We start from the raw sequence: 14,885 nt of genomic DNA on the forward strand, positions 1-14,885 counted from the left end.
TTTAATTGCTCTGTTGCAATTTTTATTGCGTCTTAATTGATGAGGAGAAAGCTGGCGCAAGCATAACTCGAATTTTCTGCATGGCTCACTAAGAAAGAAGGGCGAATAGCCCGGCAGACTGAAAGTAGGATGCGCTAGCGAGCCGGCCTGGCAGACAGTGCTCATAGCACCGGTGCGAACAGCCTGGCAACATGGAGCGCGACTTTGTGCGGATAGGCCAACTGCTGGTAGTCGTTTTTATCGATTTCCAGCGCCTTGGCAAAATCCTTTTCCAGCATCTGCTGCACTTCCTGAGCGAAGTTCCGGTCAATATTGAGCGCCGCGACTTCGAAGTTGAGCCGCAGTGAGCGGTTGTCCAGATTCATGCTGCCGACCACGCTGACGTCGTCATCGATTAGCGCGACCTTTTGGTGGGTAAAGCCCGGCTGGTAGCGAAATACGCGCAGGCCGGCACGCACCGCTTCATGGGCCCAGAGCGTGGTCGCCATGAAGACAGTACGATGGTCCGGACGCGATGGCAGCAAGATGCGGACATCGACACCGCGAAACACTGCCAGTTGCAAGGCGGCAAAGACGGCCGAATCCGGCACCAGATAAGGCGTGGCGAGCCACAGGCGCCGGCGCGCCGCATGAATCAGGGTAACGAAGAACAGCGAGCAGCTCTCCTGGGCGTCGGCCGGGCCGGTGGCGGCGATCAGGCATGTTGCTGTGCCATCGACCGCGCGCGGCGGCAGCAACGTCAGCTCTTCCCCGCGCAGCCATTGCCAGTTTTCATCGAAGGCCAGTTGCAGGTCGCCGACGGCCGGGCCTTGCAGTTCCATGTGCGTGTCGCGCCAGGGCGACAGCGGCGGTTTGCTGCCGAGATATTCATCGCCGACATTCAGGCCGCCGACAAAGCCGCGCCAGCCATCGACCACCACGATTTTGCGGTGATTGCGAAAGTTGACCTGCAAACGGTTACGCCAGCGCCGCGTGGTGAAGGGATGAATCCGGACGCCGCCTGCGCGCAGACGGTCGATATAGCTTTGCGGCAAACCGTGACTGCCGACGCCGTCGTACAGCACGCAAACGTGCACGCCGCGTGCGGCACAAGCCAGCAGCGCGGCTTGCAGGCGACCACCGATGTGATCGTCATGGATGATGAAAAACTGCACCAGCACATAGTGTTCGGCCGAAGCAACGGCCGCCAGCATCGCGGCGAAGGCTGCTTCGCCATCGATCAGCAAACTGAGCCGGTGACCGCCGTGGAACTCATTGCCCAGCATGTTGCTGAGCGCCGTAAATCTTTGCGCCTCGATGGCAGGCGTTTGCGCATGTTGGCGCCGGTGTCCGGCTCTGGCGTGGCGCAGCTCGACGTAGCCGTAGAAATGTTTGCGGCCCAGAAACAAATAGGGAAGCAATGTGAAATAGGGCAGCAGAATCAGGCCGAATACCCAGGCGACGGTGCCTTGAGATGTGCGGGTGTGCATCAAGGCATGCGCGGCGGCGGCGATGCCGGCGAGATGAACCGCAAAGACGGCCGCAGAGATCAGGCCCAGGGCAAGGGGCGACGCATACTGCATTCAGTGATGCTCCAGGTTTTTGTGGCCGCAGGGAGAGGTGCGGCGCTGCTTCATTGAGGCGGATGTCGGCAGCGATCCTACCATTGATTGCCGCACGGCACTCACGCTTGGGGGCGTAATGCGGCAGGGGTATATTTATAACTTATACCCCTATCCCCAATCGGTATTTCCATCCCCGGTCGATACGCCCTTAGACTTCAGTCACAGCAGTTATCGATGAACGAGATTGTTGTGTTGACCGCTACCACGGTCGAAGTGTCTGGCAGTGATGCGCCGTACCCGGTGCAGTAATGACGGATGCTATTCAAATCAAAATTTTGGAGACAAGCAATGGAAACCCGTTCGGCAGCTGAGGCTGCTGGATTGACGGCGCATACCGTAGACAATGCACCGGCATCCCAGCAGACTGCGACCCAGGTGAGCGCTCACTATCCGGTCAACCCGGAATCTTCTTCCGTATCCGGCGGCGTGCACACCGCCGATACAGTTCAATCAATCCAACTGGCTGCGGTCAGTCTGGATGATAAATACACCGCTACATCCGGTTCCATATTTCTGTCCGGCATTCAGGCGCTGGTGCGTCTGCCCATGCTGCAGCAGATTCGCGATCAGGCTGCCGGACTCGACACAGCAGGTTTCATTTCCGGCTACCGCGGCTCGCCGCTGGGCGGTCTGGACGAAGCCCTGTGGAAGGCGCAGAAGCATCTCGATGCGCATCGCATCAAGTTCCAGCCGGGCACCAACGAAGACATGGCCGCCACCGCCGTGTGGGGCACGCAGCAGGTCGATCTGATCGGCCCCGCCAAATACGATGGCGTGTTCGCCATGTGGTACGGCAAGGGGCCGGGCGTGGATCGCTGCGGCGACGTCTTGAAGCACATGAATCACGCCGGCACCTCGGCCAAAGGCGGCGTGCTGCTGGTGGCGGGCGACGATCACGGCGCCTATTCATCGACGCTGCCGCATCAGTCCGACCACATCTTTTCGGCCTCGATGATTCCCATGCTGTATCCCTGCAATGTGCAGGAATACCTTGATCTCGGCCTGCACGGCTGGGCCATGTCGCGCTTCTCGGGCTGCACCGTCGGCTTCAAGGCGCTGGCCGATACCGTCGAGTCGAGTGCCTCGGTGGATGCCGATCCTTTCCGCATCGATATCAAATATCCGGCCGATTTCGTGATGCCCGAAGGCGGGCTGAACGCCCGTCTGTCCACCGACACGCTGGGGCTGCAGGCGCGCAAGCAAGAAGCGCTGATGCAGGATTACAAGATCTACGCCGCGCTGGCCTACGCGCGCGCCAACAAACTCAATCGCGTGATGATCGACAGCCCGAAGGCGCGGCTGGGCATCATCGCCTCCGGCAAGTCCTACCTCGATGTGCTGGAGGCGCTCAGCGAGCTGGGCATCGATGAAGCCTTCGCTGCCGACATCGGCCTGCGCCTCTTCAAGGTGTCGATGCCGTGGCCGCTGGAGCCGGAAGGCGTGCGCGAATTCGCGCAGGGCCTCGACGAGATTCTGGTGGTGGAAGAAAAACGCCAGATGGTCGAATACCAGCTCAAGGAACAGCTCTACAACTGGCGCGACGACGTACGTCCGCGCGTGATCGGCAAGTTCGACGAAAAAGGCGAGTGGGTCGCGCCGCGCGGCGAATGGCTGCTGACGTCCAAGGCCGATTTTTCGGTGGCGCAGATCGCACGTGTGATCGCGGCGCGCATTGCGCGTTTTCACACCAGCGACCTGATCAAGGCGCGGCTGGCTTTTCTCGACGCCAAGGACGCGGTGCTCAACAAGGCGGTCAATACACCGCCGCGTCCGGCGTACTACTGCTCCGGCTGTCCGCACAATACGTCGACCAAAGTGCCGGAAGGCAGCTTTGCGCTGGCCGGCATCGGTTGCCATGTGATGGCCACCGCCATCTATCCCGAGTTCAACAAGCTGACCACGCACATGGGCGGCGAGGGCGCGCCCTGGATCGGCCAGGCGCCGTTTTCGGAAGTGCCGCACGTGTTTGCCAATCTGGGCGACGGCACCTATTTTCACTCCGGTTATCTGGCGATCCGTGCGACGGTGGCGGCCAAGGTCAACATCACCTACAAGATTCTGTACAACGACGCGGTGGCCATGACCGGCGGTCAGCCGGTCGACGGCACCACCTCGGTGCCGATGATCGCGCAGCAGATGGCGGCCGAAGGCGTCCAGCGCATCGCGCTGGTGAGCGAAGACATCAGCCGCTACAGCGACCGTTCGAACCTGCCGGCCAGCGTTACCGTGCACGACCGCAAGGACATGGACGCGGTGCAGCGCGAGTTGCGCGAACTGGCCGGCGTCTCGGTCATCATTTACGACCAGACCTGCGCCGCCGAGAAACGCCGTCGTCGCAAAAAAGGCGAATTCCCCGACCCCGATCAGCGCCTGTTCATCAATGAGGCGGTGTGTGAAGGCTGCGGCGATTGCGGGGTGCAATCCAACTGCACCTCGATTCTGCCGCTGGAAACCGAGTTCGGCCGCAAGCGCGCCATCGATCAGTCCTCGTGCAACAAGGATTATTCCTGCGTCAAGGGCTTCTGCCCCAGCTTTGTCACCGTCACCGGCGGCAAGCTCAAGAAATCCAAAGCCGGCGTGATGAAGAAGGATGCGGTCGATGATTTCGGCGTGCTGCCGCAGCCGCTGATTCCGTCTTGCGACACGCCATTCAACATCCTGATCAACGGCATAGGCGGTACCGGCGTCATCACCATTGGCGCCTTGATGGGCATGGCCGCGCATCTGGAAGGCAAGGGCGCGTCGGTGCTGGACATGACCGGCATGTCGCAGAAGAACGGCTCGGTCACCTCGCATGTGCGCATCGCGCGCACGCCGCAAGCGATACGCGCGCAACGCATCGCCACCGGCGAAGCCGATCTGATCCTCGGTTGCGACATGCTGACCGCCGGTTCGCATGACGCCATTTCCAAGATGCGTCCGGGCCGTACGCGCGCCGTGGTCAACGTGCATCAGCAGCCGCCGGGCCAGTTTGCCAAGAACCCCGACTGGCAGTTTCCGTTTGAAGATGTCAAGGCGCTGATTCAGGAGTCGGTCGATCAGCAGGCCGATTTCATCGACGCCACGCGTCTGGCGACTGCGCTGATGGGTGATTCGATCGCCACCAATCTGTTCATGCTGGGCTATGCCTGGCAACGCGGCGAACTGCCGCTGAGCGAAGCGGCCTTGCTGCGCGCGATTGAAATGAACGGCGTCGCCGTCGAATCCAACAAGACCAGTTTTCTGTGGGGCCGCCGCGCCGCAGTCGATCTGGCCAAGGTGGAAAAGATTGCGGTGCCGGCGCAGCCGGTGGTGATCCGTATGCCGGAAACGCTGGACAAGCTGATCAAGCGCCGCGTGGCTTTCCTGAGCGACTATCAGGACGCGGCCTACGCCGCATCCTTCACGAGCTTCGTGGAGCAGGTGCGCGCCAAGGAGGCCGGATTGAATCAGGGCGACAAGCTGAGCATGGCGGTGGCGCGCAATCTGTCCAAGCTGATGGCCTACAAGGACGAATACGAAGTGGCGCGGCTGTACACCGATGGCCGCTTCATGGAGCAACTGAAGCAACAGTTCGAAGGCGACTTTGCGCTCAGCTTCAATCTGGCGCCGCCGATGTTGGCGAAGAAGGATGCGCAAGGCCATCTCATCAAGACGAAATACGGCGCCTGGATGATGCCGGCGTTCAGACTGCTGGCAAAGTTCAAAGGCCTGCGCGGCGGCAGATTCGACGTCTTCGGCTACACCGAAGAGCGCAAGACCGAACGCCGCCTGATTGCCGAATATCGCGAGACCGTGAGCCTGCTGCTGAATGATCTGGAGGCCGGCATCAGCGCAGAAAAACTGGCGCTGGCCATCGAGATCGCGCAATTGCCGGAACAGTTGCGCGGCTACGGCCACGTCAAGGACAAGGCGCTGGCCCAGATGCGCATCAAGCAAGCCGCCTTGCTGGAGCGCTATCGGCAGCCGGGCAACCTGGTTCAGAAGGTCAATCTGGCGGCGCATGACGTGGCGGCCTGAGACGACTGATGTGCGCCGGCGCCGCAATGTCGCGCCGGCGACAACCCTTTCTCATGATTTCCATTAATCTAGGCGCCACGGCGCAAGCCCGCAAGCTGCAAGCTGCACGGCTTCCTGCCCTAAGCTCATAACAACTACACCGCACAGGAGACAAGACATGGACTTTGAACTGAACGAAGATCAACTGGCCTTTCAGCAAAGCGCACGCGACTTTGCGCAGGGCGAGATGGCGCCGCACGCCGCCAAATGGGATGAGGAAGCGCATTTCCCGCTGGATGTGATCGCCAAGGCCGGCGAACTCGGTTTTTGCGGACTCTATACGCCGGAAGAGGCCGGCGGCCTCGGTCTGAGCCGGCTCGACGCCACCATCGTGTTTGAAGAACTGGCGCGCGCCTGTCCATCGACCGCCGCTTATCTGACCATTCACAACATGGTGAGCTGGATGATCGCCTCCTGGGGCACGCCGTCCATCAAGGACGTCTGGTGCAACAAGCTGGCCAGCGGCCAGAAGATAGGATCGTATTGCCTGACCGAGCCGGGTTCGGGGTCGGATGCGGCGTCGCTCAAGACTTCCGCCAAACTGGTCGACGGCCACTATGTGCTCAATGGCTCGAAGGCATTCATCTCCGGCGCCGGCGCCACGGACGTGCTGGTGGTGATGGCGCGCACCGGCGGCGAAGGCGCCAGGGGCGTGTCGGCCTTCGTGGTGCCGGGCAATGCGGCGGGCATCGCTTACGGCAAGAAAGAAAGCAAGATGGGCTGGAACAGCCAGCCGACGCGCACCATCAGTTTCGACAACGTCAGGGTGCCGGCCGATCATCTGCTCGGCAACGAGGGCGAGGGTTTCAAGTTCGCGATGAAAGGGCTGGACGGCGGCCGCATCAATATCGCCACCTGTTCGGTCGGAGCGGCGCAGGCGGCGCTGGACGCGGCGCATGCCTACATGAAGGAGCGCAAGCAGTTCAACAAGCCGCTGGCGGATTTTCAGGCGCTGCAATTCAAGCTGGCCGACATGCAGACCGAGCTGGTCGCGGCGCGCCAGATGGTGCGGCTGGCGGCTTTCAAACTGGATGCCAAATCACCCAACGCCACCACTTATTGCGCCATGACCAAACGGCTGGCGACCGATCTCGGCTTCCGCGTCTGCAATGAAGCGCTGCAGATACACGGCGGCTACGGCTACATCCGTGAATATCCGCTGGAACGCTATTTCCGCGATGTGCGCGTGCATCAGATTCTGGAAGGCACCAACGAAATCATGCGCGTGATCATTGCGCGCCATCTCCTGAGCAACGACAGCAACGAGGACATCCGCTGATGAGCAACTACACCAATCTGAAGCTTGAAAAGAACAATCACACGGCGGTGCTGACGCTGGCCAATCCGCCTGCCAATACCTGGACGCGCGATGCGCTGGCCGATCTGACGCGGCTGGTGCAGGACCTCAATGCCGACCGCAACATTTACACGCTGGTGATCACCGGCGAAGGCGAGAAGTTCTTTTCGGCCGGCGCCGATCTGAAACTGTTTGCCGATGGCGACAAGGCGGTGGCGCAGGAAATGGCGCGCCGTTTCGGCGAAGCCTTCGAAACCCTGAGCGGATTTCGCGGCGTGTCGATTGCCGCCATCAACGGCTACGCCATGGGCGGCGGTCTGGAATGCGCGCTGGCCTGCGACATCCGCATTGCCGAAGAACAGGCGCAGATGGCCTTGCCGGAAGCGGCGGTCGGCTTGCTGCCCTGCGCCGGCGGCACGCAGAATCTGCCCTGGCTGGTGGGCGAAGGCTGGGCCAAGCGCATGATCCTGTGCGGCGAACGCGTCAATGCCGAGACCGCCTTGCGCATCGGTCTGGTGGAAGAGGTGGTGGGCAAGGGGCAGGCCAAAGCGCGTGCGCTGGAGCTGGCCTTGCAGGCGGAAAAGCAAAGTCCGTCCAGCGTCGCCGCCAGCAAGAAGCTGATCCAGGGCGCACGCCTCAATCCGCTGGCCTCGGTGCTGCCGATTGAGCGCGAACTGTTCATGGACTTGTTCGATACCGAAGACCAGAAAGAGGGCGTGCAAGCGTTCTTGCAGAAGCGGACGCCGGAGTGGAAGAACAAGTAAACGACCGTGTTCGTCAACGATGCCGTTCGGTGAGTAACCGGGCGGCATTTTTTTTGCGTTGACCGGGCTTCGTTTGCAGCTCGCTGTCTATGACATTGGCGAGCGGATTTCGCGCCGTCTGTGTGCCCCGATTTTTCATTCTCAGTTATGATTCTGAGTTTTCCGCAACCGGTAAAAACGCAGCCATGAGCATCGAATACAAGATCAATGCGCCCATCAGCGCCCAGCAATTTATCGATGTGCTCAAGCGCACCGCGCTGGGGCCGCGCCGTCCGCTGGACGATCTTGCCTGCATGGAGGCGATGGTCACGCATGCCAATCTGATCGTCACCGCGTGGGACGGCGATCTGCTGGTCGGCGTAGCGCGGTCGGTGACCGATTTCACCTATGCCTGCTTCATGTCGGAGCTGGCGGTGGACGAAGCCTGCCAGCGCATGGGTATCGGCAAGGAATTGATCCGGCTCACGCGCAGCAAGCTCGGGCCTTACTGCCGCCTGCGGCTGCTGGCCGCGCCTTCTGCCGGCGACTACTATCCGAAAATCGGTTTCAAGCCGAATCTGCGTTGCCATGAACTGATGCCGGGCGATGAGCTGAAGTAGGATGCGCCGAGCAGAACATTTTTAAATCTTCATTTCCCATTTCCGACCTTCGTCTTCAACCAATCCGCACAGACAGATGATAGAAATTCTTCCTTTTTCCGCGCAGCACGCCGAGGGCGTGGTCGCCGTCATTTTGCCGATTCAGCAAGGTGAATTTGACATCCCCATCACGCTCGAAGGCCAGCCCGATCTGAAGGACATTTCAGGCTTCTATCAGAAGGACAATGGCAATTTCTGGGTGGCGCTGGATCAGGGCAAGGTGGTCGGCACGATTGCCTTGCTGGATATCGGCAATGAGCAGGTGGCGCTGCGCAAGATGTTTGTGGCCGCCACCCATCGCGGCAGTGCGCACGGCGTGGCGGCGAAGCTGCTGGACACCTTGTTTGCATGGTGCGCGCAGCGCGGCGTGCGCGATGTGTTTCTCGGCACCACCGCCAAATTCCTGGCGGCGCATCGTTTCTATGAAAAGAATTCTTTCACTGAAATCGCTCGTGAGACTTTGCCGGCAGCGTTTCCGGTGATGGTGGTGGATACCAGGTTCTATCACCGCCGCTTTGCCTGAGTTGTTCTGCTTGCGTGCCGGCGGCAGGCCTGACTGTGATCGTTGCCGCAGCCAGGTAATCCGGCGCAGTGCTAGGCCGGATTCTGCATGTCGCCGTCGGCCAGCGCCGGCGGCGCTTCTTCCAGCGTCCATTCGTTGCCGGTCTGCCTGAAACATTGCAGGCCGGTGCGCACGAATTTCCCCTGATCCGGCTGCCATCCCATGCGTTCCACCGCGATCCGTTCGGCCTCGATATAAATCACATTGAAGGAGTTGGTCTCGCCGCGGCTGCGGGTCGAGGTCGCGGTCCCGGCTTGCACCACCAGCGCCGAGTAACCGGGAATGTCGTAATGCGCCGAGCTGCTCACGGCCGAGCTGGTGTGCACGTGGCCGGCCAGCAGCAGGTCGGCGCCGCACAGTGCGAAGGCGCGCATGGCGGGAATCGAATGGCCGACCAGATCGTGATGCTGAGGCCCGGCCGGCAGGTCGAAGGGATGGTGAGTCACGATGACCTTGACGATATGGTCATCGAGCATGGCCATCTGACGCCGCGCACGTTCGATCTGCTGGTCATTGACGCGGCCATCCTTGATGGTCAGCGAGCGGGCTGTGTTGATGCCGATCACGGCGATTTCATCGTCGATGTAGACCGGTTGCAGATCCTGCTGAATATGCCTGCGATATTTTTTCAAGGGCTGGAACAGGCGTGCAGCGACGTTGAACAGCGGCACGTCGTGATTGCCCGGCACCACGATCTGCGGTTGCGGCAGCGCGTCGAGAAAGGCGCGCGCCTCAACGAACTGCGTGGCGCGCGCACGTTGCGTGAGATCGCCGGAAACCACCACCAGATCCGGCGCGATGGCGTGCACCTGCGCCACGATGGGTTCCAGGATGGCCGGATCGGTGCGGCCGAAATGCAGATCGGATAAATGAACCAGTGTACGCATTGCTCAGATCTCCTCTGATGCAGCGGTCGATTCCGGCACGATCACTTTCAGCGAGGCGGGACGAATCTTATATTGCAGCGGCGTCTGCATCACCGTGACTTCGCCATCGGTGGCCACGCGCATACGCGACTTGCGCGTTTCGATCAGGATATTGGTGGCGGTCAGTGCATCGAAATCGTGGGCCTGATGCAGACGCCCGAACAGCGCATTGAGCGCCAGCCGCAGCAGCCCGAGGCGGCCCGTGCGATGGCAGACGTAGATGCTGAGCAAACCCTGGGTCATGCTGCTGCGCTTGCCGATGTCCAGGCCCTGCATCAGATATTCATTGTTGCCGATGAAGACGAAAGGCGTGCGCCGCCAGTGATCCTTGCCGCCGATGCGCAGCCGCACCAGCAAGAACGGATAGCGCCGCAGCGCGCCCATGGCGGCCCAGCAAAAGGCCAGCCACTTGCCGCGTCCGAGCCGGCTTTGTTGTCGTTCGCGGTCGCGCACGATGTCCGGATACAGGCCGAGGCTGGAATTGTTGATGAAGGGCACGCCGTTGACCTCGCCGGTGTCGACGCTGATGCGACGGCCTTCGGCGATGTTGCGGATGGCCTCATCCAGCGCCAGGGGAATATTCAGATCCTTGGCGAAATGATTGAGCGTGCCCAGCGGCAGCACGCCCAGCGCGCTGCGGCAATCCTTGGCGGCGACCAGGACCGAGGCCACCGCGTTGACGCTGCCGTCGCCGCCGCCCACCGCGACGATGCTGACCTTGTCGTGCACCGCCTGGCGCGCAGTTTCTATCATCTGCTCACCGCTGGCCGCGAGGGTCACCTGCGCGCTGACGCCGTATTTGTCGAATTCTGCCGTGATGTGCTGCGCCAGTTCCTGCGCGTGGCCGCCACCGGCCCTGGCATTGATGACTGCCACCAGGGTGCGGCGCGCGGCGCCGATCACCGGCGTGGCTTGCGGTGCTGCGTCTTGTTCTGTGCTGTTGAGAGAGTGTTCTTGATTTGTCGTCATGGCCGCTGGAGTTATTGTTCAGCTGCTTGCTGCCGGCTGGAAATCAGTTGGAGCGTACTCGTTCGGAATAGTGCCGCCGGGTAGTGAAAACGGCGGTCACGCACAGCGCGAACCAGCCCAGCCCGAGCAAAAGGGCGGCCAGCACATCGCTGAAAAAATGCGCGCCGAGATACATGCGGCTGAGACCGACCAGCAGCGTCATGGCTGCGGCCAGGGTGACGATCAGCGCGCCCGGCATGGGCGCGGCGGACGCCGGCGAGCGGCTGATTGCCCGCCTCAGGCGCGTTGTCAGCGCCGGCTGATTGATCAGCCAGGCTGCCAGCAGCGCATAAAACAAGGCCGCGCCGATACTGTGTCCGCTGGGAAAACTGTAGCTGTGCAAGACCAGAATCGGCTGCTCGAAGCTGGGCCGCAGGCGCTGAAAAACATGCTTCAGCCCGAAGTTGAGCAGCATCCCGCCCGGCACCGTCAGCCACAGCGCCAGCAGCCAGTTCCAGTCGCGGGTGCGCCACATGTACAGCGCCAGCAGGGCGCTCATGGTGAGGATGCCGATGGTGCCGTGCCAGTGGGTGAAGGCCTTGACCGCCAGCGTCAGCGTCCGGGATTCGCTGGCGTGCAGATGAAACCAGTCGGCGATGCGCTGATCCAGCGCAATCAGATCGCCGGCCGACATGACGGCATAGGCGATCAGTGAGAACAAGGAAAGGCTGGCGATGACGGCCAGCACGCCGGTGGTCAGCGGCAGGCCGAGATAGTGATCGCGCGCAAAGCGTGCGCGCAGGAACGGGAGAGGGGACGGTCTTTCAGTCAGATTCATGCAAACTCATTCAAACGCATCAGCCTCGCAAATTCAGATAAATTCAGATTCAGATCAATAGGACGGACTCAGGCGCAAGGATCGGTGCCCAGCGCGATGGCGCGTAGCGCCGGCAGGTCCAGCAACTCAAGTTCACGATGATTGACATCCACCACGCCGCTTTTCTTGAATGAAGAAAACAGACGGCTCACGCTTTCCACCGCGAGACCCAGATAGTTGCCGATTTCTTCGCGCGTCATGCGCAGCTGAAAACGCGTGGACGAATAGCCGCGGCTGACGTAGCGGCTCGACAGGTTGACCAGAAAGGCCGCCATCTTCTGTTGCGCAGTCATGCTGCCCAGCGTCAGCATGACGCGCTGTTCGCGCGAAATTTCCAGACTCATCATGCGATGGAACTGACGCAGCAGTACCGGCACATCGCGGAACAGTTCTTCCAGGCTGGCGAACGGGATTTCGCAGACTTCGCTGTCTTCCAGCGCGACCGCCTGGCACAGATGCACGCCGGCGCCGATGGCGTCCATGCCGAGCAGTTCGCCGGCCATCTGAAAGCCGGTGATCTGCTGGCCGCCGTTGGGGTTCTGCTGGAAGGTCTTGAAATGACCGAGACGGATCGCGTACAGCATGTCGAACTTGTCGTTGGGCCGATACAGGACCTCATCGCGTTTGATGCGGCGACGGCGGCTGATGACTTGTTCCAGCCTTTGCATATCGCCCTGGTCCAGGCCCATGGGCAGGCACAGCTGGTGCATGCTGCAAGCGGAGCAACTGGCGCGCAGCGCTTGCAGGTTGACGGCGTCACCAGGCGCAGTGGGTGCAACTTGCAAAGCGGATAAGTTGGGCATGGACATAAACCGTCGTTTCCTTTTTGCTAATAAATGAGGGTCTGTATTGGGACAGACCTCTTGAATAATACGACAGTCGGGCTGGCATCAAATTCACGAGCAGGCCGCTGAAGCTCCGCGAATTAGCGCCGAAGCGAAGCGTGAACAGCGTTCCCGGCGCAGGCTGCAAGTGATGTCTGACTTGTCCCTTTTACCACAGATGATCCATTTGCTTTGCTTGATGCACCACTGATTCATTTAAATCATGGCGAGAAATTTTCAATTGACTCACGTGATTTTTGTGCATTTCAGTTACGTTGAACATTACACCATCGGATCGCTGCCGGTGGATCTGGTGTTGTGTCCTTGCCTGATAGCGCTGTGTTTTTTGTGTCGGAATATCGATTGAGCCGGATTCCCGTCGCGCCGGGAATGGCTCCTCCGGCCGCAGAACCGACCGGCAGCTTACTTGATCAGCTTCAAGACTTCGCGAAACAGCGCATGGCGGCTGTCGCGCAGCCATTCGTAGGCCACCATTTCCACCGTCACCGGGCGGGCGCCGGCCTGGGTCATGCGGGTGAAGGCGGCGTCGCGATCCATGGTCTTGCGCGAGCCGCAGGCATCGAGCAGCGGCCAGACCTGATAACCGCGGCTCAACAGCGACAGGGCGGTCTGCAGCAGACAAATGTGGGTTTCACAACCGGCGATCACGATTTGCCGCACCGGCGTCGGCAACGCCGGCAGCAAGCCGTCGGCGCAGGCGTCGAAATGGCTCTTGGCGATGGTCTTGTCGCACAGGCGTTTGATGTCGGGATGATTGGGGCCCAGCTTGTCAGGCATCTGTTCGGTGCCGATCACCGGCACGCCGAGCAGGCCGGCAATGGTCGCAATGCGTCCCATCTGCGCCAGAATTTCCGCGCCGTCGTGGATCGCCGGCATCAGTCTCGCTTGCGGGTCGACGATCACCAGTGCAGCTTCGTTGGCATTCATAAGCATCTGCATAGACTTCCTCGTGGCAGTAATTGACTGTTTTGTGACATTGACGTCATTTTGCACGGATTCGACAATTCCGTCCTTGAATGCAATCCGCAGGCGGCATCCGCAAGCATGCCGCCTTCACAACTGCGAGGACATTGTGACGATACACCGCCAGCATGCCAATAGGGATTTCTACCCGGGTCCTGAAGCGGCCGATATGCAACAGGATCATTCCGGCCGGCGCAATGCCAGAGTGCTGGCTATCTGCCAGGGGCTTTTCACCTGCGCCATTTCCATCGATCTGACGCTGACTGCGCTCACCGGCTATCAACTGGCGCCGGACAAATCGCTGGCGACTTTGCCGTTCGCGATGATCACCGTGGCCGGCGCGCTGGTGACCTGGTTCGCGGCGTTCCTGATCCAGCGGCTCGGCCGTCGCCGCAGTTTTGCGCTGGGCGCCTTGTCGTGCGCGCTGGGCGGCGCGGTGTCGGTGTGGGCGGTGTTTCATGCGGATTTCTGGGTGTTCTGTATCGGCACGGCCGGCGTCGGCGTGTTTCAGGCCTTTGCCCAGTATTACCGGCTGGCGGCGGCCGATGCGGTTGCTCCCGCGCTCAAGAGCAAGGCGATTTCCACTGTGCTGACCGGCGGCGTGATCGCTGCGATTGCCGGCCCGGCGCTGGCCGCCTGGAGCAAGAACCTGTTTCCGCAGGTGCTGTTTGCCGGCGCGTATCTGATGGTGGCATTGCTCGGCTTGCTATCGATGGCGGTCTTGCTGCTGTTCTATCGCGATGGCGCGGCAGCGCCGGCAGCCAGTCCGGCAGGCGCTCAGCAGGATGTCGATGCGCCGCAGAGGGCGCTCGCGGTGATTGCGCGTCAGCCTGTTTTTCGCGCTGCATTGGCCAACAATGTGGTCGGCTCGATGGCGATGATGCTGATCATGACGGCGGCGCCGCTGGCCGCCGTCGGCCATCATCACAGTATTGACGACGGCGCCGCCATCATTCAATGGCATCTGGTCGGCATGTATGCGCCATCCTTCTTTGCCGGCGCGCTGATCACTCGCATCGGTCTCGGCCGGGTGCTGTTGCTGGGTGCAGTCTTGAATCTGGCCTGCGTCGCCATTGCCTCGTTCTCCAGCGGGCTGATCGCGTTTTATCTGGCCTTGCTGTGTCTGGGCGTAGGCTGGAATTTCATGTTCGTCGGCGGCACCAGCCTGCTGGCGCAATCGTACACACCGGCCGAAATGGCCAAGACCCAGGGTTTTTCCGAATTTCTGCGCTATGCTGCCACCGCAGTCGCCACGCTGGGCGCCGGCCCGCTGCTGCAGCACTTCGGCTGGGCCGCACTGAATCTGGCGGTGTTGCCGCTGCTGTTGATGTGCGTGTTGCTGAGCCTGCAATGGATGCGCGCCGAGCGCGCCGCGCAGCAGGCTTCCACCAGCGCCGCGTGAGCACCGCCATACTTTTTGACG

12 protein-coding genes are annotated in these 14,885 nt (G+C 61.1%); 6 read left to right on the forward strand and 6 right to left on the reverse strand.

What is annotated here, in order from left to right; translation table 11 throughout:
* Positions 1-161: 161 nt before the first annotated feature.
* Complete coding sequence (gene cls, locus PQR62_RS17430; protein WP_408159254.1) at positions 162-1,562, reverse strand: cardiolipin synthase; 1,401 nt, start codon at positions 1,560-1,562, stop codon at positions 162-164.
* A gap of 330 nt (positions 1,563-1,892) precedes the next feature.
* Between cls and PQR62_RS17435 the strand changes: the two genes are divergently transcribed.
* The 5 genes from PQR62_RS17435 to PQR62_RS17455 all read left to right on the forward strand — a co-directional run bounded on the left by PQR62_RS17435 (position 1,893) and on the right by PQR62_RS17455 (position 8,864).
* Positions 1,893-5,603, forward strand: a complete 3,711-nt coding sequence (locus PQR62_RS17435) for an indolepyruvate ferredoxin oxidoreductase family protein (RefSeq protein ID WP_408159255.1) — start codon at positions 1,893-1,895, stop codon at positions 5,601-5,603.
* Positions 5,604-5,760: 157 nt separating this feature from the next.
* Positions 5,761-6,921: an acyl-CoA dehydrogenase family protein gene (locus tag PQR62_RS17440; RefSeq protein ID WP_408159256.1), complete on the forward strand. Its 1,161-nt coding sequence runs from the start codon at positions 5,761-5,763 to the stop codon at positions 6,919-6,921.
* Entirely contained in the window at positions 6,921-7,703 is a 783-nt protein-coding gene (locus PQR62_RS17445) for an enoyl-CoA hydratase (protein ID WP_408159257.1), read from the forward strand. Before PQR62_RS17440 ends, PQR62_RS17445 begins: the two co-directional genes overlap by 1 nt.
* Positions 7,704-7,888: 185 nt before the next feature.
* Entirely contained in the window at positions 7,889-8,302 is a 414-nt protein-coding gene (locus tag PQR62_RS17450; protein WP_408159258.1) for a GNAT family N-acetyltransferase, read from the forward strand.
* A 76-nt stretch (positions 8,303-8,378) separates the two neighbouring features.
* Positions 8,379-8,864: a GNAT family N-acetyltransferase gene (locus PQR62_RS17455; protein ID WP_408159259.1), complete on the forward strand. Its 486-nt coding sequence runs from the start codon at positions 8,379-8,381 to the stop codon at positions 8,862-8,864.
* A gap of 71 nt (positions 8,865-8,935) precedes the next feature.
* Here the strand turns inward: PQR62_RS17455 and PQR62_RS17460 are convergent, their stop codons facing one another.
* The 5 genes from PQR62_RS17460 to PQR62_RS17480 all read right to left on the reverse strand — a co-directional run bounded on the left by PQR62_RS17460 (position 8,936) and on the right by PQR62_RS17480 (position 13,432).
* Positions 8,936-9,790 (reverse strand): metallophosphoesterase family protein, encoded by an 855-nt coding sequence (locus tag PQR62_RS17460; RefSeq protein WP_408159260.1) that lies wholly within the window; start codon positions 9,788-9,790, stop codon positions 8,936-8,938.
* A 3-nt stretch (positions 9,791-9,793) separates the two neighbouring features.
* Positions 9,794-10,798, reverse strand: coding sequence for a diacylglycerol/lipid kinase family protein (locus PQR62_RS17465; protein WP_408159261.1), 1,005 nt, complete (start codon positions 10,796-10,798; stop codon positions 9,794-9,796).
* Positions 10,799-10,841: 43 nt separating this feature from the next.
* On the reverse strand, positions 10,842-11,615 hold the full coding sequence (locus PQR62_RS17470; protein ID WP_408159262.1) for a phosphatase PAP2 family protein: 774 nt from the start codon (positions 11,613-11,615) through the stop codon (positions 10,842-10,844).
* 68 nt (positions 11,616-11,683) lie between these two features.
* Entirely contained in the window at positions 11,684-12,457 is a 774-nt protein-coding gene (gene fnr / locus PQR62_RS17475; RefSeq protein WP_408159377.1) for a fumarate/nitrate reduction transcriptional regulator Fnr, read from the reverse strand.
* Between the two features lie 444 nt (positions 12,458-12,901).
* Entirely contained in the window at positions 12,902-13,432 is a 531-nt protein-coding gene (locus tag PQR62_RS17480) for an isochorismatase family protein (protein WP_408159378.1), read from the reverse strand.
* Positions 13,433-13,631: 199 nt separating this feature from the next.
* Between PQR62_RS17480 and PQR62_RS17485 the strand changes: the two genes are divergently transcribed.
* Positions 13,632-14,864: an MFS transporter gene (locus tag PQR62_RS17485; protein WP_408159264.1), complete on the forward strand. Its 1,233-nt coding sequence runs from the start codon at positions 13,632-13,634 to the stop codon at positions 14,862-14,864.
* The last annotated feature ends 21 nt before the right edge of the window (positions 14,865-14,885 follow it).

The organism is Herbaspirillum lusitanum, from assembly GCF_046025995.1.
GTDB lineage: Bacteria > Pseudomonadota > Gammaproteobacteria > Burkholderiales > Burkholderiaceae_D > Herbaspirillum > Herbaspirillum lusitanum_A.